This window comes from Endozoicomonas sp. ALD068 (genome assembly GCF_049310145.1).
Classification (GTDB): Bacteria; Pseudomonadota; Gammaproteobacteria; order Pseudomonadales; family Endozoicomonadaceae; genus Endozoicomonas_A.
Genome location: NZ_JBLYNU010000004.1, coordinates 5,191,865 through 5,210,955, shown reverse-complemented (window position 1 = coordinate 5,210,955; position 19,091 = coordinate 5,191,865). Strand labels below are relative to the sequence as shown.

The window sequence follows — 19,091 nt, the reverse complement described above, 5'->3', positions numbered from 1 at the left end:
ATTAATTTTGCCTCATTAATTTTGAATTTTCTTTCTAATCGAGAACAAATACTCACTTTGAAGATTCCGAGCATGAATAGAGTAAATAATAACGGCACCCTTGGCAGTCCAGTTCCCCTGAGACCTCATGAATCTATATCGGCGCGAGCACCGAAGGGAGTCAGTAAGGGCAGAAACATCAATGTATCTGACGAGAGTAAACCTTCACTACTCAATTTGTCGGTCGACACGCATTTGAAAATTATTGGCTGTTTGAGGCTTAGAGATATTGCCCGTTTAAAACAGGTATCTAGCTACTTTCGGGAAGTGATTCAAGAAGATAATGCACTGGCAAAGGCGTGGTATCGCCGTTTTCCTGCATCACACCAGTTTCTGCTTAACACAATCGTCACTTCAAAAGATGATGATCAGCTCCGTTGTTGGATGGAGCGGTTTATAAACGATAAAGATTTAATCGAATCACTCATACAACGCCGAAGCAGTCCTCATTTACCTGCTCTGCTTCATTTCACTAACACTGAACGAAAGACAAAATTTAGAATATTTAACTTATCTACAAAAGCCACTATTTCACACGATAGGCCTGTCAACTCAGCAAGTTTCAGCGCGGATGCCAGCCACATGGTGACAGCCGGTCAAGACGGCGCGGCGAGAGTCTTTGGCCTGGAGGCCGATGGATCGTGGATAGCAAAGGTCTTAAATCATAGCGATGAAACATGTTCAGCCAGATTCAGCGCCAATGGCCGCCGTGTGGCAGTCTTCGGTGACGACCGCACAGCGCGTATCTATGATCAAGAGGCTGATGGTTCATGGGAACGAAAAGCCGTTATTGTTCATGAGGCCCCTGTCTATTCAGCTACCTTCAGTCTCGATGGTTGTTATTTGGTAACCAGCTCTTGGAGAAGGGCGGGAATCTATGGCCTGGAGGCCGATGGTAAATGGAAAATAAAAGCCAGCATTCCCGATCAGCAAGGCTTGCATTCACCGATCATTAGCTCCGACGGTCGCAATATGGCGATCATCGGCAACAATCAGACAGTGCGAATCTTCGGTCTGGAGGACGATGGATCGTGGGAACCAAAAGCCATCATTCGGCACAACAGTTTAGTCAGGTTTGCTAGCTTCAGCCCAGATGCCCGCCTTGTGGTGACTGTCAGTGGTGATCGCAATGTGAAAGTCCATGGCCAGGAGATAGATGGATCATGGCAACAACAAGCCACCTTACACCATTATCACTCGGCTGCATCAGCCTGCTTCAGCCCCGATAGTCGGTACGTGGTGACTCGTGACGATTGGGTTGCGAATATCTATTGTCAAAGGGACGATGGATTATGGGAGGAAAAAGGCATCATTTTCCATAATCGTTCGATTCGATCACTTACCTTCAGTTCTGATAGCCGTCATATGGTGACCACCTGTGCTGATAAAACGGCGGAAATCTATGGACTGAAAGCCGATGGATCATGGGAAAAAAAAGAGACCGTTTTCCATGGAGATGGGGTTAGATTGGCGACCTTTAGCTCTGATGGCTGCCATGTGCTGACCGCCAGTTGTGATGGTAAGGCGAAGATCTACGGCCTGAAGGACGATGGGTCATGGGAGAAGAAAGTGACCATTTCTCATAGTAGCTGGGTCAATTCAGCGACCTTCAGCACTGATGGGCGACATGTGGTGACTGCCAGTAAAGACGGCACGGCGAAAATCTGTGGTCAGATGCTCGACGGAACCTGGTTCGTAAAAGCGACCATTTCCCATGCTGGTCCCGTCAGATCAGCCATTTTCAGCGCCGATGGCGACTATGTGATGACCGTCGCTGACAATGATCATAGTAATAATTGTGGTCAAACCGTGAAAATCACCGAACTTTGGGTGGAAGATGAACCCCTGCGTGAGGACATATGTCGCCTCTTTTGATCTATGACACTCTGGCTTCCACGCTGTGCACGGTGGTCCCTCGACCCTGAGCAACATTTATCCGTTCTGTTTATCACTTGTTGTGGAGAAAACACTGAAAATGCATGGCGGCATTTTTGTTAGTTATTCTTAACAACATGTTATGAACTTTCATCCTTAAACCGACTTCACATTACCGAATTAATTTTGAATTTTCTTTCTAATCGAGAACAAATAATCACTTCGAAGATTCCGAACATGAATAGAGTAAATAATAACGGCACCGTTGGCAGTCCAGCTCCCCTGAGACCTCATCAATCTATATCGGAGCGAGCACCAGAGGGGGTCAGTGAGGGCAGAAATATCACTGTATCTGACGAGAGTAAACCTTCACTACTCAATTTATCCGTTGACACACATTTGAAAATTATTGGCTGTTTGAGGCTTAGAGATATTGTCCGTTTAAAACAGGTATCTACCTACTTTCGAGAAGTGATTCAAGAAGATAATGCGCTGGCAAAAGCGTGGTACCGCCGTTTTCCTTCATCACACCAGTTTCTGCTTAACACAATCGTCACTTCAAAAAATGATGATCAGCTCCGTTGTTGGATGGAGCGGTTTATAAACGATAAAGATTTAATCGAATCACTCATACAACGCCGAAGCAGTCCTCATTTACCTGCTCTGCTTCATTTCACTAATACCGAACGAAAGTCAAAATTTTGGAGATTTAACTTAGCTACAAAAGCCACTATTTCACACGATAGGCCTGTCAACTCAGCCAGTTTCAGTGCTGATGCCAGCCACATGGTGACTGCCGGTCAAGACGGCGTGGCGAGAGTCTTTGGCCTGGAGGCCGATGGATCGTGGATACCAAAAGTCCTCAGTCATCAAAGCCATCTAAGATGTTCAGCCAGATTCAGCGCCAATGGCCGCCGTGTGGCAGTCTCCGGTTACGACCGCACAGTGCGTATCTATGGTCAAGAGGCCGATGGTTCATGGGAACGAAAAGCCGTTCTTGTTCATGAGGACGCTGTCTATTCAGCTACCTTCAGTCCCGATGGTTGTTATTTGGTAACCAGCTCTAGGAGTGGGGCAAGAATCTATGGCCTGGAGACCGATGGTAAATGGAAAATAAAAGCCAGCATTCCCGATCAGCAAGGCTTGTATTCAACGATCATTAGCTCCGACGGTCGCAATGTGGCGATCATCAGTAACGATCAGACAGCGCGAATCTACGGTCTGGAGGACGATGGATCGTGGGAACCAAAAGCCATCATTCGGCACAATAGTTTAGTCGTGTCAACTAGCTTTAGCCCCAATGGCCGCCTTGTGTTGACTGTCAGTGGCGATCGCAATGCGAAAGTCCATGGCCAGGATATAGACGGATCATGGCAAGAACAAGCCACCCTGTACCATGATCTTTCGTATTCATCAATCCACTTCAGCCCCTTTGGTCGCTTCAGCCCCGATAGCCGCCACCTGGTCACTGCCAGACATAATTTTGCAAAAATCTATAGTCTGAAGGACGATGGATGGGAAGAAAAAGCCACCATTCCTCGTAAAAGTTTTCTATCAGTTATCTTCAGCGCTGATAGCCGCCATGTGGTGACTGCCAGTGCTTATAAAACGGCGAAAATCTATGGCCTGAAGGCCGATGGGTCATGGGAGAAAAAGGATACTATTTTCCATGAAGATACGATCAAATCGGCGATCTTCAGTTCTGATAGCTGCTATTTGGTGACTTTCGGTGGCGATAAGGCGAAGATCTATGGTCTGAAGGGCGATGGATCGTGGCAGGAGAAAGTGACCATTTCTCATAAGGGGAGGGTCAATTCAGCGTCCATCAGCACTGATGGCCGACATGTGGTGACTGCCAGTAAAGACGGCACGGCAAAAATCTGTGGTCAGATGCTCGATGGATCCTGGTTCGTAAAAGCGACAATTTCCCATGCTGGTCGCGTCAGATCAGCCACCTTCAGCGCCGATGGCGAGTATGTGATGACCGTCGCTGACAATGATTGGGACAATCGTGCTAGTCAAACCGTGAAAATCACCAAGCTTTCTATGGAAGATGACATTCTTGAGGATATATGTCGCCTCCTTTGATCTATGACTCTAGGAGGCCGACCGAGAATAGCGCCCGTAGCGAGGACGGCAGAAAATTGAGGATGAAAATTCGGTTTTGTGAGGAGAATAGCGAGCTATTTGACGAACAAAAGCGGATTTTCAGACCAATTTGCTGCCGCCGCAGTAGGGCAGTCTATTCTCGGTCGGCCTCCTAGCAGCCTGTCGGACTTAAGACTGTCCTACTGCGGTTGCAATAAATTGGTCTAAAAATCCCTGTTTCTTCGTCAAATAGCTCGCTATTCTCCTCAGAAACAGAGATTTTTATCCTCAATTTCTTGCAATCCTCGCTACGGACGCTTAAGTCCGACAGGCTGCTAGGTTTCCCGCGCTGTGCACGGTTATCCATACCTCTGTTCAGGGTAATTGAACAAAAAATGTCTTCAGTATGTGTCATCCAGTCTGTTAATCATTTGTTGTGGAGAAAGAGAAGGAAAATCCATGGGCTGGCAGCATTTTTGTTAGTTGTTCTTAACAACATGTTATGAACTTTTATCCTTAAAACGACTCTACATTACCGCATTAATTTTGAATTTTCTTTCTAATCGAGAACAAATACTCACTTCGAAGATCCGAGCATGAATAGACTGGAAAATAACGGCACAGTCGGCGGTTCACCTCCACCAGAACCCTATCACTCTATATCGGCGCAAGCTCCAACGGGAGTCAGTGAGGGCAGAATTATCACTGTATCTGACGAGAGTAAACCTTCACTACTCAATTTGTCCGTCGACACTCATTTGAAAATTATTGGCTGTTTGGGGCTTAGAGATATTGTCCGTTTAAAACAGGTATCTACCTACTTTCGAGAAGTGATTCAAGAAGATAATGCGCTGGCAAAGGCCTGGTATCGCCGTTTTCCTTCACCACACCAGTTTCTGCTTAACACAACCATCACTTCAAAAGATGACGATCAGCTCCGTTGTTGGATGGAGCGGTTTATAAACGATAAAGATTTAATCGAATCACTCATACAACACCGAAGCAGTCCTCATTTACCTGCTCTGCTTCATTTCACTAAAACCGAACGAAAGTCTCAATCTAGAACCTTCAAATTAGCTACAAAAGCCACTATTTCACATGATAGCCGCGTCAACTCGGCCAGTTTCACCGCTGATGCCAGCCACGCGGTGACTGCCAGTCAGGATGGCACGGCGAGAATCTTTGGCCTGGAGGCCGATGGATCATGGAAACCAAAAGTCGTCATTAATCAGGAGGATACATCATATGATGCCAGCTTGAGCGCCGATGGCCGCCGTGTGGTTATTTTCGATTACGACGGCACAGCACAAATCTATGGTCAAATGGCCGATGGTTCATGGGAACGAGAAGTCATTACTGTTCATGAGGACGCTGTCCATTCAGCCGCCTTCAGTCCTGATGGTTGCTATTTGGTAACCAACAGTCAAGATGGCATGGCGATAGTCAGCGGTCTGGAAGATGATGGTAAATGGGTAAAAAAAACCATGATTCCCAATCAGAAATGCTTTCATTCAGCGACCTTTAGTGCCCAGGGTCGCTATATGGTGACCATCGGTCGCGATCGTACAGCGCAAATCTCCGGCCTGGAGGACGATGGCTCATGGCAACCAAAAGCCATCATTCGGCACAATTATTCAATCAGTTCGGCCAGCTTCAGCGCCGATAGCCGCCTTCTGGTGACTGTCAGTAACGATAGCAATGCCAAAGTCCATGGCCTGGAGATTGACGGATCATGGCAACTAAAAACCAGCATCCGCCACAGGAGGTCAGTCAAGTTAGCCAGCTTCAGCCCCGATGGCCGCCACCTGGTCACTGCTGACGATTTATTTGCGAAAATCTCTAGTCAGAATGACGATGGATTATGGGAAGAAAAAGGCATCATTTCCTATCATGGGATTCTATCACTCATCATCAGCACTGATAGCCGTCATGTGTTGACTGCCAGTGATGATGGTATGGCGAAGATCTATGGCCTGAAGGACGATGGAGCATGGCAGGAGAAAATGACCATTTCTCATAAGAGCATGGTCTATTCAGCGACCTTCAGCGCTGATGGTCGGCATGTGGCGACTGCCAGTGGTGACGGCACGGCGAAAATCTATGGCTTGAAGGACGACGGAACATGGCAGGAGAAAATGACCGTTTCTCATAAGAGCAGGGTCTATTCAGCGACCTTCAGCACTGATGGTCGACATGTGGTGACTGCCAGTGATGACGGCACGGCGAAAATCTGTGGTCAGATGCCCGATGGATCCTGGTTAGTAAAAGCGATCATTTCCCATCACGGTCAAGTCTTGTCAGCCAGCTTCAGCGCTGATGGCGACTATGTGATGACCGTCTCTGATAATGATCAGGATGTTGGTGGTCAAACTGTGAAAATCACCGAACTTAGGGTGGAAGATGAACCCCTGCGTGAGGGTATATGCCGCCTCTTTTGATCTATGACACTCTGGCTTCCACGCTGTGCACGGTGGTCCTACGACCCTGAGCAACATCCATCCGTTCTGTTTATCATTTGTTGCGGAGAAAACACTGAAAATGCATGGCGGCATTTTTGTTAGTTGTTCTTAACAACATGTTATGAACTTTCATCCTTAACCCAACTCTACATTACCGCATTAATTTTGAATTTTCTTTCTAATCAAGAACAAATACTGACTTTGAGGATTCCGAACATGAATGGACTAGAAAATAACGGCACCACCGGTGGTTCACCTCCACCAGAACGCTATCAGTCTATATTGGCGCAAGCTCCGACGGGTGTCAGTGAGGGCAGAAATATCAGTGTATCTGACGAGAGTAAACCTTCACTACTCGATTTGTCCGTCGACAAGCATTTGAAAATTATTGGCTGTTTGAGGCTTAGAGATATTGCCCGTTTAAAACAGGTATCTACCCACTTTCGAGAAGTGATTCAAGAAGATAATGCGCTGGCAAAGGGGTGGTATCGCCGTTTTCCTTCATCACACCAGCTTCAGCTTAAGACAATCATCACTTCAAAAGATGACGATCAGCTCCGTTGTTGGATGGAGCGGTTTATAAACGATAAAGATTTAATCGAATCACTGATACAACACCGAAGCGATCCTCATTTTCCTGCTCTGCTTCATTTCACTAATACCGAACGAAAGTCTCAATCCAGAACCTTCAAATTAGCTACAAAAGCCACTATTTCACATGATAGCCGCGTCAACTCGGCCAGTTTCACCGCTGATGCCAGCCACGCGGTGACTGCCAGTCAGGATGGCACGGCGAGAATCTTTGGCCTGGAGGCCGACGGATCATGGAAACCAAAAGTCGTCATTAATCAGGAGGATACATCATATGATGCCAGCTTGAGCGCCGATGGCCGCCGTGTGGTTATTTTCGATTACGACGGCAGAGCGCAAATCTATGGTCAAAAGGCCGATGGTTCATGGGAGCGAGAAGCCATTATTGTTCATGAGGACGCTATTCATTCAGCCGCCTTCAGTCCTGATGGTTGCTATTTGGTAACCAACAGTCAAGATGACATGGCGATAGTCAGCGGTCTGGAAGCCGATGGTACATGGGTAAAAAAAACCATGATTCCCAATCAGAATTTCTTTCATCCAGCGACCTTTAGCGCCCAGGGTCGCCATATGGTGACCATCGGTGGCGATCGTAATCAGACAGCGCAAATCTCCGGCCTGGAGGACGATGGCTCATGGCAACCAAAAGCCATCATTCGGCACAATTATTCAATCAGGTCGGCCAGCTTCAGCGCCGATAGCCGCCTTGTGGTGACTGCCAGTAAAGATCAAAATGTGAAAGTCCATGGCCTGGAGATTGACGGATCATGGCAACCAAAAGCCAGCATCCGCCACAGGAGGTCAGACAAGTTAGCCAGCTTTAGCCCCGATAGCCGCCACCTGGTCACTGCTGTCGATAATTTTGCGAAAATCTCTAGTCAGAATGACGATGGGTTATGGGAAGAAAAAGGCACCATTTCCCATGTTCACTCGATTCTATCACTTATCATCAGCACTGATAGCGGCCATGTGTTGACTGCCGGTTATGATGGTATGGCGAAGATCTATGGCCTGAAGGACGATGGAACATGGCAGGAGAAAGTGACCATTTCTCATAAGAGCAGGGTCTATTCAGCGATCTTCAGCATTGATGGTCGGCATGTGGCGACTGCCAGTGATGACGGCACGGCGAAAATCTGTGGTCAGATGCCCGATGGATCCTGGTTAGTAAAAGCGATCATTTCCCATCACGGTCAAGTCTTGTCAGCCAGCTTCAGCGCTGATGGCGACTATGTGATGACCGTCTCTGATAATGATCAGGATGTTGGTGGTCAAACTGTGAAAATCACCGAACTTAGGGTGGAAGGTGAACCCCTGCGTGAGGGTATATGCCGCCTCTTTTGATCCGTGGTTCTGGCGTCCAGGCTGTGCATGGGTATCCACTCTCCTGTTCAGGCCATCTGAATAAAGATGTTTTTTATTGGACTCCTCAACAAGGCCAGGTACAGGTCTTCGATTGATGATTGGCCTTGAATCAATAAATGACAAACCTGTTGGTAATGCCTGAACTCCCGAAAGGCACCTTGATGGAAATAGAATATGATGGTCATTATTTCACTGAGCGACAGTTTTGATATATCACTTTTGCGCTATTGGCATCGCAGACGAGTTGCTTATGCTGCCCGGTTGCAAAACTCAGGCAGAAATCATCGACATCACGGAATACACTGGTCATAGACACGAAGCCTTTGGTAGTTGTCTATGGTTTGGTATCTTGACGTTAGCCAAGATGTCTGGAGGTTTTCTGCGTTGAACTCACCTTAACTCATGGATATAAGAAAAAAGCATTTCTCAATTGACGCGTTTGCTATTTAACTGATGATTACGACTGGATTCAGGTATCCATATTATGAATTCACCCTACTCTGCAGATAACTATCAAAGGCCTGTCCTGAAGTCTCCCAACGGCTCAAGGAGAATTTTATTGCATTCTTGTTGTGCACCTTGCGCCTGCGAAATCATTAGTGCCATTAAAGCCTCTGGTTTTGAGCAGACGGTATATTTTTATAATCCTAACATTCATCCTCTGGAAGAATATGAGTTAAGGAAAAAAGAGAACAAGCGTTACTGTGAAAAAAATGACATCAACTTTATTGATGCCGACTATGATACTGAAAACTGGTTTGATCGTGTTAAGGGTTACGAGGACGAGCCGGAGCGTGGAGAAAGATGTTCAATATGCTTTTCGATGCGTTTTGAGAGAACAGCGTTGTATGCTTTTGAACATGGGTTTAATCTCATCTCCAGTACATTGGGTATTTCTCGCTGGAAGAACCTTGAGCAAATCAATCGCTGCGGCGTTGAAGCTGCCGGTCGGTATCCGGACCTGACGTACTGGACTGTTAATTGGCGCAAACAGGGTGGCGCCTCAAGAATGATTGAAATTTCCAAAGATGAGCATTTCTATCAACAGGAGTATTGTGGCTGTGTCTATAGCCTGAGAGATACTAATCGATGGCGAATGAGTCGGGGTCGCCCTAGAATTAAACGACTTATCAAGTTTTATGGTGAACGCTGAATGGTGCCTTCACAAGCTGACGGCATTTGTTTGATACACTGAGGTCTGATGATGAATATATTTGATGAACTTCTGCATCGTCTGGGTAGTAAAACCAGAATCCGTTCTCTCTTCAAGGATATGGGTATGGATGAGATGGAGCGCATCATTAACCGGTTGAATGAGGTGCTGGAAGAAAAAAATCAGGAAAAAGAAGCCGCTGATATAAAAAGAAAACAAAAGCTTCAGAGCGTAGAAGAGATCAAGAAAGTTATGGAGGCCAAAGGCCTCTCGATGTCTGACCTGAATCTTTTGCAAGAGGTAGGCAAGGAAGGCAAGCGTAAGAGAAACGTCTCCAAACATAACTTTGAGTTTCAGACAAACTCCGGAGACACGGTGCGCTGGTTCGGTTCAACAACAGGGCGCCTGCCCAAAGATTTTCAGGACTATCTGGATCGTACCGGTAAAAAGCGGATTGAATGTGTTGTTGAAAGTGAGTAGTTGTTGATGATGGTAATAGTGTCTGCCAGCGGGTTTTATCAGGCTTGCAGATGAGTTATCAGAGAACGCATCCATAAAGACAGATCACTGATGTCGTCCAGAATCAGAAACAGCAGGGCGACATCCACAGGGTCTATTTCGCTTTCCGTCAGGCAGGTTTGTTCACGAATCTCGTGACAGACCTTACTGAGCTCATCGACATCACAGGCCAGACTTTTCCTGTAGCAACCTTGAGATTTGTTGTGCTGCTTTCTGAATCCGCCCTTGCTGAGTTCATCTAATTCGATGGCGGCCTGCTTTAATTGATACGCCGTCTTGCCAAAGTGCCCGGTCAGGTTATTCAGCGGAACAATCATTTCGGCTGGCAATCGAAGGGGGCGGTAGCTCAGTCGTTCTGAAAGTCGAAAGATCTGATGGGCGAGCTGGCTCTGTGCCTGCAGTGTATCTGCGATTACTTCCCTGGGTTGAGCTGTCAGCGATGGTTTTTGCAGCCGGGACAGCACTTCTTGCTCCATGGCTTCAAGCTGATGTGGGAGTTCTTTGATCCAGGGCTTGCTGGAAGGGGTCGGCGTGTTTTCATACACAAAACCTTGAAGTTGTCGGTTGAGGTGCAAAAGTGCATTCAACACGGCATTACGATGTCGTAACAAGGGTTTGAACGGTGAGCCTGAGAAGAGGCTGGCAAAGGTTTCAAGATCCATAAGGCCGTTTATCGGCCAGGAGTCTGACGAACTTAACTGTCCCTTCATCGGCCTCACTTTCATCAGCGTCTTCTTCTAGGTGTGATAGCCGGGCTATGAGGTTGTTGGCTTTTTAGGCCTTTGTCTCCAGTTAAGATTTCCACTGCTATGGCGTTGGTCCTGGCATAATAATCGGCGACATCTCTTATCGTTGTATCGCCAATACCTAACCCTTGAATAGCGAGATCTGGCCAAGTTTCGGCCAGTTGTATCAGCTTGTCTGCTCCCCATAGCTCCGTTTGATGGCCAAATGCTGCCCACGGGTCTGTATCGGTAGCCGCTTTGCGAATATATTTTGAAAGGCTTTTTGCTAATGAATATCTGTCACCTGATGCAAAAGCAATGTGATTTCCAGTTTCTATAATAGTGGCCAAAGGTAATACAAACGTACTGCCTGCTTGTAACTCTTCTGAAACTTTTTGTTCTATGCGTTCAAAGTACCAACGATCACCTTCCGGGCCACAAGTATCTTTTCCTGGCACCTGCAATCAGCAACATAGTACAGATGTATCAAAGATAATGACTTTACTGCTCATTACTGACCTATACCTCCGGACACTTGCTCCTGACGAAGCGCCTGTTCAAGCTTTCCCTGGCTTGAAAGAGTGCCAACAGGACCTATAGCAAGCAGTTTGGGGAGTTTCGATAAATCTTCCAGAAGAGTCAGGCGACTGTGCCCTGTCTCACTATCACGATGACTTATCGTGATAAAAGGCGTCATTTCCGGTCCCAGGCTATCCAATAGTGCTGGATTGTGTGTGGTCACCAGGATATCGATATGACGTTGTTCTCCAATAGACCTCAAAACGCTCAAAAGGACATTGAATCTTGAAGGATGAAGACCATTATCAATTTCTTCTACTACCAGAAGGCTGTGCTCGGGGCGGGTGAGTAAGGCAACCAGTATGGCCAAAAACCTCAATGTACCATCTGACATACCTCTGGCATCAACGGAAATCTTCTTGTCGCCCCACAACTCATCACAATATAACATGGCATCGGATTTGAAACGGCCAACAGTTTCAGAGTATATCCGACCAATATCCTTTTCTGGCAATAAACTGACATGCTTTGTCAATGTCTCTTCAATGTGCTGTTTTTGTTGTACATCAAGAGCCGCAATGATTCCCGCCGTGTTGGCTGCATCGCTATCGAGATCTTTTGACAAGGGGGCATAATTCCTCATGTGAGATGGGATAGGGTCAAGAATAAAAATACTTGTTAGTGCCCCGATAACGGCTTCAACCCCCTCGGTAATATCTTTACTCAGATTTTGAGAGAATGCTTCCGGGTGTAGCTGACTCAAAATAGTGGATTGTCGTGCCGAGGGTCTGGGTTTACCTTGTTTTCTGTTGTAGAGACGGGCTGTAATAGCAGGTGCATCCAGTCCGCAATCATCAGTTTTGAATAAAAATATATCTGAGGAGATGGCTTGGGCTCCTGGTCTGTACTTCACTCGTCTCAAGCTTTCTGAGGCAATTTGTGGTAAGCCCTCAATATTGACTTCAAGCCTGTAAATATAATCAATGAGTTCATTGCTTCCAGAGGCTTTTACTTCCAAGGCAAACTGTTTTGTACCCGAACGACATACCCAGTCTATGCTGCCACGCAATCCCGGGAAATTACTGTCTCCCTGAAGAATAACATTCAAAGGCACGCTTGATGCACTGAGGTTCAGAAATAGTAAGGCGTCCATTACATTGGACTTACCACTGGCATTGGTGCCGATGAGAACTGTGAGAGGGTCTATGTAAAGGGTCGAGCTTTCGAAGCTTTTCCAGTCTTCTACTCGGATTTCTTTTATCATAAAGCTACCGTTTGCTTGATCTGCCGGGAGAAAGGCTTTCTTGTCTTTTTCTTTTGACACTACTCCAGATAGTAAGTGTTGGAACGTTTGGAATGAATGGTGGATTGAGGGTTGACCAAACTGGTCCAAAATAGACAACTCAGTTACAGAGCAGTTGCAGGTTATATTAAATCGTAATGTATTTGAACGTAAGAAGAACATGAGGAAGAAAAGTGGGCCCGACAGAGCATCGGGCCGGAAAGAACTCAGGATCTTACTTGATCTTGTATTCTTTATATTCAACGTGCTTGCGTACAACCGGGTCGTACTTTTTGAACACCAGCTTGTCTGGAGTGTTACGCTTGTTTTTGGTCGTGGTGTAGTAGTGACCTGTGCCAGCCGATGAAACCAGCTTGATTTTTTCACGAATACCTTTAGCCATGACTTATTGCTCCCGCTATCTTAAACTTTTTGACCGTTAGCACGCATTTCGGACAGAACGGTGTCGATACCTTTCTTGTCGATGATGCGCATGCCTTTAGCAGATATACGCAGGCGAACGAAACGCTTCTCGCTCTCTACCCAGAAACGCTTGTGGTGCAGGTTTGGCACGAAACGACGCTTGGTCTTGTTGTGCGCATGGGAAACGTTGTTTCCGGTAACCGGGCGCTTGCCGGTAACCTGACAAACTTTGGACATAGTAGTGGCCTCTCAAACCAAAAAAACCCAGCCATGAGGCCGGAGGATTCCGTTATTCTTTTTCGGGCAGGTCTGCCCAATGTTAAGAGTCAGAACTCTCAGCAGCTACCCATATACAAAGACCGCGCTTTATACCAAAGTCAAGGCTTTGGTGCAAGTTGGGCGCTGTAAGCGTTTCCGCCTGTTGGCTCGAAAGCCTTCTCCTTACTGGCTCCTGAAAAACTGAAAGAGTCAGTTCTTCAAGGGACGCGGTCTGAATTATCCACGGATTTGAACAGAATCTGTAGTGGTAAAAATCGATATTTGTGGTGTCAGGGTATCTGATTATCACGTATTTGTGTTGCAGGAAGTCTATTGGATCTCTTCAGCATTATACCCATCGTTATACCCATCGCTTGCCAGATTCACATAAGGCCTTGCTCGGCCAGAGAAGCCGATACGCCTTTGCCAATAATAATGTGGTCCAGTAGCCTGATATCCACCAGGGCCAGTGCTTTCTTAAGGGCTTCGGTAATTCTTATATCAGCCTGGCTGGGCTGCGGATCACCTGATGGGTGATTGTGGCTGGCTATAACCGCCGCCGCGTTGAGTTCAAGGGCTCTTTTTACCACCTCTCTGGGGTAGACAGGCGCTGCATCGAGTGTGCCCTGAAAGAGGGTTTCCAAAGCCAGAACCCGGTGACGGGTGTCCAGAAACAGGCAGGCAAACTCTTCTCTCTGACAGCCCCTGAAATGGAGCTGAAGGTATTGACGGGTGGCATCCGGGCAGTTGATCGTGCTCTGCTCAGACATTTTTTCTGAGAGTACTCTCTGGCAGATTTCGAGAATGGCACTGAGTTCAGTCGCCTTCGCTTTCCCAAGTCCTTTTAAAGCTTGTAATTGCGCAGGTGTTGCACAAAGCAAACCATCTAACGACTGAAAGCGCTGAATCAGCTGGTTAGCAAGAGTCAGCACATGAGTGCCTTTGTAGCCAGTACGCAGCAGAATGGCCAGTAGCTCGGCATCACTCAATACGGCAGGCCCCCGGGAGATCAACTTTTCCCTGGGGCGTTCCTCTACCGGAAGTGCTTTAATGGCTGTGTCCTGAGGTTGATGAGTCATAAGGTCTGAAGTATCGACTGTTAAGTTGGTGTTATTTCAGACACAAGAAAACCCGAAAAATTCCCTGATTTATCTCGTTCCCACACTTGGACCCACAGGGCCTAAAAGTATGGGAACGAGCCATTTCCGTTACCGTATCTCTGAAACCAGAGGGCTTTGTGGTCATTGGCTCACTCGCCCGCAAGATCCCACTTGACGGGGACAGCCGCTGCCGGTCAGTTCTGCGGTTATGCATTCAGCGCCATAAAATAATTATTTTTTCAACTTTAAAGTTCCGTCACCTAATAAAATTCTACCGTTATAGTACGGAAGAGCATGGTTTGCCCAAGAATAATTTTTTATGAAACTTTCACCTATGACCACATTCATTGAGTTCACATAATGTGCATGTACTTGGCTATTTATGCTTGCAAGATCAGATCTTGCTGAAACAGCTAACACTCTACTAAATGGGGAAAAAAGGAATGCAGAGGCAATATTGTTCTTATCTGGAAATCCGCCGTAACAAGAATAAAGATCAATAAATCTGCTTTTAGAATGGGAGTTGTAAAGGATTTCTTCAGCTTTAATAATCTGATTATTTACAGAAATTAAATCCCTATTACCATGAACGTTAATTTCAGTTATGGTTGCGTTAGATTCATTCACAGCTTTCCAAAAATCATCCGTACTATAAACAACATTGGGTAAATAACTTCCCAAAGAATATAAAGCATGTATATAGTAATTAATTGTATCATGGTAAGACTCAATTGATGATATTGCATTGATATGGTTATTCCAATAATAGTTGCTTTTTCGATATTCATGGTTCCGCTTAAAGTAATTCTTAAGCAGCGCTACGTTATCTAGATTTGTTACCAGGCTAGGATCGATACGGCTCACCCAAAAATCTGGTTTTATCGAGAAAAAAAATGAATTAGCAAAAGTGCACTCACTACAACTAATTAAATGATCATCTTCATATGGGAAATTGCCAATTAAGACTACACCTTTCATTTTTTGCATTGAATGTTGTAAGACTAATTCTTTATGGAATTCACTATATGAATAATATTTTTTATCTTTAAAAAGAAAATTAACATTCCAACCTTCTGATTCAAGGTCATTTTTGTAAACCTCTAGTTCTTTTTCAAGTAAAGATGCATAACTAGTATCAGAAATAACTAAAACCATATCATTTTGGGCTAATGCAGAGTTTATCGTAATAAAAGTGATGAACAAAAAAAACAAACTTTTCATAATCAAACTATCCATAGTGATTTCCATATAAATACTTAGAGCTTCTTATGTGGAATAAGTTTCTATGATTTGTTAGTAAAGAAAACAGTATTGAAAGAATGCATAACAAAAAATTCCAGCAGATGTCTTCGGTGCCGCTGAATCGAGTCTGGTCAGTCTTCCGTGCAAGTGAGCAGGGTTATTAAATTTCTGTCCCCAAAAAGATCTGGGCTCATCCTTCATCCAGCCCAATTTCATGTAAAAAAACGGGTTCCCATTTACATGTTTATCTAAGAATTCCAGTAACACTCTGCCAGTGTACGTCTCTAAGCACATCGCTTTTAACTCAGTGCGAATGCAACATAATAACAGCATTGTCTCGGACTCGCTGACGCTCACCCGACACCACCTTTGGCGGCTCGACTTAATCAGGCAGCATACTCTCAATAAAACCAGCTGTTATTGTGTTTCCGTCTTTGGCTCAATCTGAGTCTCTGTTGGCTCATTTAGAAAATCCGTGAGCTCTTCAAGACCTTTTTCAAATTTCGAATGATCGTCTTCGCTTAACTCTGATAAACGCTGAAAAAACAAAGTAGATAATTTTTGGTATAATTCTCTGCTGATATCGTTTCTTGCTGGGTAATGTTCTTGTGATTTTACGAATGGAGCTGCAAAAACTAAAAATTTCGGACTTGCCGGACCCCTTTGTAGTGCAACAATCATTGATGCCTGAGACTCTGGTCTGGTAAGTGCCTGTGACAGAGGTTCTTGCTCAATACAAGTTTTATGATCTGCTGAACTTGCACCATGATGTACTCGTGCTCGCCGCCTACAAACCGGGCATAATAGATCCTGATGAGTTGATCGTAATGTATCTATACAATCCTTATGAAAATCATGTCCGCAGCAAAGGCTGGTACTTTGCTGACTACTGTTAATTTCATGCAGACAAATTGGACATACGTCAGCGTATCCTGTGCTGATTATTAAACTTAAGTTGAAAACTAAAAAAATAAACAAGCGCATAAAGAGCTACACCATTTTGATTTGAATCAAGAGAACAAGCATTAAAAAATTTCTTAAGGAATGCATCTACTTCACAGTCTCTGAATTTATTATTAAGTGCTACTTTCAGATTTGTGCACTACTTATAGTGGCCAGTGTCATGTTCGTCCAGATCAAATTTCATAAATGCTGAATCTTATGCTACTTCGGATAGGGCATACCTTTAATGTTCTGGAATTGATTCTGTTGTCGCCCAAGGCTTCAGCTCCCAAACGTTTTTTTCCACTGGCAGCAAAGCATAAGCGGGTCATGGTTCTCATGGTTCTCATGGGTCCACTTGAGAAACTGACTGGTGCTGTCTACCTGGTCGTCGTTAGGCGACAGAGGGAAGATGGTCAGCTTGATCGCATAGTTCGATAACCAAGGAGTCACTTCCGGTAAAAAACATGTCTGCTTCAAACAGGCTTGAAAGTTACCGCTGGCGACTCAGCTTGGCCACAAGAACACAAAAATGATCAATGAAGTTTACGCAAAATGGATGCCTTCAAAGTCTAAAGATGAGTCCAGAAGAATCTGGCAGACAATGACTGATCAAGGTCATCTATCTAATGCCTGCCTTATAAATTAAAATAGCCCGAAAATAGACCCAAAGGTTTAAAGGAATTGAGAAATCCCCTTTATTTATCGAACATAGGCCTACTATGCAACGTTTAAGAAATAAACGGATCTTGCTCGGTGTAACAGGTGGCATTGCTGCCTATAAGAGTGCTGAGCTGATTCGCATGCTTCGCAAATGGGATGCGGATGTCCGGGTGGTCATGACCAAAGCTGCCTGTGAATTCATCACGCCTCTGACGCTTCAGGCCCTTTCCCTCAATCCGGTCCACCTGGATCTGCTGGATGCCAGGGCTGAAGCCGGAATGGGTCATATTGAACTGGCCCGCTGGGCTGACGTAGTGCTGGTGGCTCCGGCCACAGCCGACTTCATTGCCCGACTCACAAGCGGTCAGGCCGATGACCTGCTGACTACACTGTGTCTGGCAACCAGTGCGCCTATCTGTCTGGCACCTGCCATGAATCAGGGCATGTGGCGTGACCAGAGCACACAGCAGAATATAGAACTGTTAAAAGAGCGCAGCGTTAGCATCTTCGGGCCTGACGATGGCAGTCAGGCCTGTGGTGATATTGGTCCGGGCCGAATGCTGGACCCCGAACTGATTGCCCGGCATACCGCTGAAATGTTTGAACATGATGTATTGAGTGGCCTGAATGTTCTGATTACCGCCGGACCTACCCGGGAAGCTCTGGACCCGGTGCGGTTTATTTCCAACTACAGCTCTGGAAAAATGGCATACTCTCTGGCGGCCGCAGCCGTGGAAGCCGGTGCATCGGTCAAACTGGTCAGTGGCCCGGTTGCCCTGGAAACACCCGACCGGGTTGAGCGCATTGATGTCATCAGTGCCAGAGATATGCAACAGGTTGTTCTGGATAACATCGAAGGGGTTGATATCTTTATTGGCTGTGCAGCGGTCTGTGATTATCGTCCTGTTGAAATCGAGAAAGACAAGATCAAGAAGAACCCTGACGATCCTTCTGAAACGCTGGAGATCAGGTTGGTCAAGAATCCGGATATCGTTGCATCGGTGGCCGATCTGGAAGAACCTCCTTTTGTTATCGGGTTTGCGGCAGAAACCCGAAATGTTCTGGGTTATGCAATAGATAAACTGCGTCGCAAGAAACTGAACCTGATTGTTGCCAACGACGTGTCAGATGATGAAATAGGTTTCAGTAGTGACAATAATGAAGTGACCATTCTGGGTGAAGATTTTGAAGAGCCCATACCAAGAGCTTCCAAGACCGTTCTGTCCAGAAAGATTCTGAAAATTGTCGCGCGTCGTTTTGGTAAATGGGAAAGAGAATACAAAAACACGTCAGGTGACCAATGAAAGCACTGAAAACCCGAATTCTTGATACACGACTGGGCTCTGAATTCCCTTTGCCAGCCTACGCGACGGACGGCTCTGCAGGGATTGATCTCAGAGCTATGCTGGAAAAGCCGCTAACACTGGAGCCGGGGCAGACCGAGCTGCTGCCTACCGGTATGGCCATTCATATTGAAGACGCTGCTCTGGCTGCCATGATCCTGCCTCGTTCCGGGCTGGGACATAAGCACGGTATTGTCCTGGGTAATCTGGTGGGCTTGATTGACTCTGATTATCAGGGGCAGCTGATGGTTTCCTGTTGGAACCGGAGTCGTTCGACTTTCACCATCGAGCCCGGTGAGCGCATTGCTCAGCTGGTGCTAGTGCCGGTGGTTCAGGCCAAACTGGATATTGTTGACAGCTTTGATGAAACTGATCGCGGTGTCGGTGGCTTTGGTCATTCTGGAACTCGATAAATCAGTGTCGGCAATGCGAGCCAGTGCCTGAACCGGAAGTGTCATAAAGAGTCGAACTTTTGCTCTGGTATTTTTTCGGCTGATTGTGTTTT

At 46.0% G+C, this 19,091-nt stretch carries 17 protein-coding genes; 9 read left to right on the top strand and 8 right to left on the bottom strand.

The features are described from left to right. The first annotated feature begins 72 nt into the window (after nucleotides 1-72). From ACO6V5_RS19190 to ACO6V5_RS19165, 6 genes are all read left to right on the top strand, one after another. A complete protein-coding gene (locus ACO6V5_RS19190; protein WP_422136184.1) occupies nucleotides 73-1,914 on the top strand; it encodes a hypothetical protein in 1,842 nt (613 codons plus the stop codon). Nucleotides 1,915-2,151: 237 nt separating this feature from the next. Next, nucleotides 2,152-4,002, top strand: coding sequence for an F-box/WD repeat-containing protein (locus ACO6V5_RS19185; RefSeq protein WP_422139452.1), 1,851 nt, complete (start codon nucleotides 2,152-2,154; stop codon nucleotides 4,000-4,002). Nucleotides 4,003-4,598: 596 nt separating this feature from the next. After that, complete coding sequence (locus ACO6V5_RS19180) at nucleotides 4,599-6,440, top strand: F-box/WD repeat-containing protein (protein WP_422136186.1); 1,842 nt, start codon at nucleotides 4,599-4,601, stop codon at nucleotides 6,438-6,440. 237 nt (nucleotides 6,441-6,677) lie between these two features. Then, the gene (locus tag ACO6V5_RS19175; RefSeq protein WP_422411957.1) at nucleotides 6,678-8,396 is read left to right on the top strand and encodes an F-box/WD repeat-containing protein; all 1,719 of its coding nucleotides are present in this window, start codon (nucleotides 6,678-6,680) and stop codon (nucleotides 8,394-8,396) included. Nucleotides 8,397-8,901: 505 nt separating this feature from the next. Beyond that, nucleotides 8,902-9,570 carry an epoxyqueuosine reductase QueH gene (locus ACO6V5_RS19170; RefSeq protein WP_422136188.1) on the top strand — a complete coding sequence of 223 codons (669 nt, stop codon included), beginning with the start codon at nucleotides 8,902-8,904 and terminating at the stop codon, nucleotides 9,568-9,570. 48 nt (nucleotides 9,571-9,618) lie between these two features. After that, nucleotides 9,619-10,050 carry a hypothetical protein gene (locus tag ACO6V5_RS19165; RefSeq protein WP_422136189.1) on the top strand — a complete coding sequence of 144 codons (432 nt, stop codon included), beginning with the start codon at nucleotides 9,619-9,621 and terminating at the stop codon, nucleotides 10,048-10,050. Nucleotides 10,051-10,088: 38 nt separating this feature from the next. Here the strand turns inward: ACO6V5_RS19165 and ACO6V5_RS19160 are convergent, their stop codons facing one another. The 8 genes from ACO6V5_RS19160 to ACO6V5_RS19125 form a co-directional block, all read right to left on the bottom strand. Continuing rightward, entirely contained in the window at nucleotides 10,089-10,799 is a 711-nt protein-coding gene (locus ACO6V5_RS19160; RefSeq protein ID WP_422136190.1) for a DUF47 family protein, read from the bottom strand. 14 nt (nucleotides 10,800-10,813) lie between these two features. After that, nucleotides 10,814-11,272: a hypothetical protein gene (locus ACO6V5_RS19155; RefSeq protein ID WP_422411960.1), complete on the bottom strand. Its 459-nt coding sequence runs from the start codon at nucleotides 11,270-11,272 to the stop codon at nucleotides 10,814-10,816. Nucleotides 11,273-11,325: 53 nt separating this feature from the next. Further along, nucleotides 11,326-12,798: an AAA family ATPase gene (locus tag ACO6V5_RS19150; protein WP_422411962.1), complete on the bottom strand. Its 1,473-nt coding sequence runs from the start codon at nucleotides 12,796-12,798 to the stop codon at nucleotides 11,326-11,328. 52 nt (nucleotides 12,799-12,850) lie between these two features. Then, the gene (gene rpmG, locus ACO6V5_RS19145) at nucleotides 12,851-13,018 is read right to left on the bottom strand and encodes a 50S ribosomal protein L33 (protein WP_034834535.1); all 168 of its coding nucleotides are present in this window, start codon (nucleotides 13,016-13,018) and stop codon (nucleotides 12,851-12,853) included. Between the two features lie 20 nt (nucleotides 13,019-13,038). Continuing rightward, complete coding sequence (rpmB, locus tag ACO6V5_RS19140) at nucleotides 13,039-13,275, bottom strand: 50S ribosomal protein L28 (protein ID WP_422136193.1); 237 nt, start codon at nucleotides 13,273-13,275, stop codon at nucleotides 13,039-13,041. 404 nt (nucleotides 13,276-13,679) lie between these two features. Continuing rightward, nucleotides 13,680-14,375 carry a RadC family protein gene (gene radC / locus ACO6V5_RS19135; RefSeq protein ID WP_422136194.1) on the bottom strand — a complete coding sequence of 232 codons (696 nt, stop codon included), beginning with the start codon at nucleotides 14,373-14,375 and terminating at the stop codon, nucleotides 13,680-13,682. Between the two features lie 252 nt (nucleotides 14,376-14,627). Then, nucleotides 14,628-15,632 carry a hypothetical protein gene (locus ACO6V5_RS19130; RefSeq protein ID WP_422139459.1) on the bottom strand — a complete coding sequence of 335 codons (1,005 nt, stop codon included), beginning with the start codon at nucleotides 15,630-15,632 and terminating at the stop codon, nucleotides 14,628-14,630. 423 nt (nucleotides 15,633-16,055) lie between these two features. Beyond that, nucleotides 16,056-16,622 (bottom strand): RING finger protein, encoded by a 567-nt coding sequence (locus tag ACO6V5_RS19125; RefSeq protein WP_422411966.1) that lies wholly within the window; start codon nucleotides 16,620-16,622, stop codon nucleotides 16,056-16,058. A gap of 177 nt (nucleotides 16,623-16,799) precedes the next feature. On the opposite strand from ACO6V5_RS19125, the gene ACO6V5_RS19120 reads away from it, so the two are divergent. The 3 genes from ACO6V5_RS19120 (at nucleotide 16,800) to dut (ending at nucleotide 18,999) form a co-directional block, all read left to right on the top strand. Then, the gene (locus ACO6V5_RS19120) at nucleotides 16,800-17,021 is read left to right on the top strand and encodes a hypothetical protein (protein ID WP_422411968.1); all 222 of its coding nucleotides are present in this window, start codon (nucleotides 16,800-16,802) and stop codon (nucleotides 17,019-17,021) included. 281 nt (nucleotides 17,022-17,302) lie between these two features. Next, on the top strand, nucleotides 17,303-18,547 hold the full coding sequence (coaBC, locus tag ACO6V5_RS19115; protein ID WP_422136198.1) for a bifunctional phosphopantothenoylcysteine decarboxylase/phosphopantothenate--cysteine ligase CoaBC: 1,245 nt from the start codon (nucleotides 17,303-17,305) through the stop codon (nucleotides 18,545-18,547). Next, nucleotides 18,544-18,999 (top strand): dUTP diphosphatase, encoded by a 456-nt coding sequence (gene dut / locus ACO6V5_RS19110; RefSeq protein WP_317144117.1) that lies wholly within the window; start codon nucleotides 18,544-18,546, stop codon nucleotides 18,997-18,999. Before coaBC ends, dut begins: the two co-directional genes overlap by 4 nt. Nucleotides 19,000-19,091 lie beyond the last annotated feature (92 nt).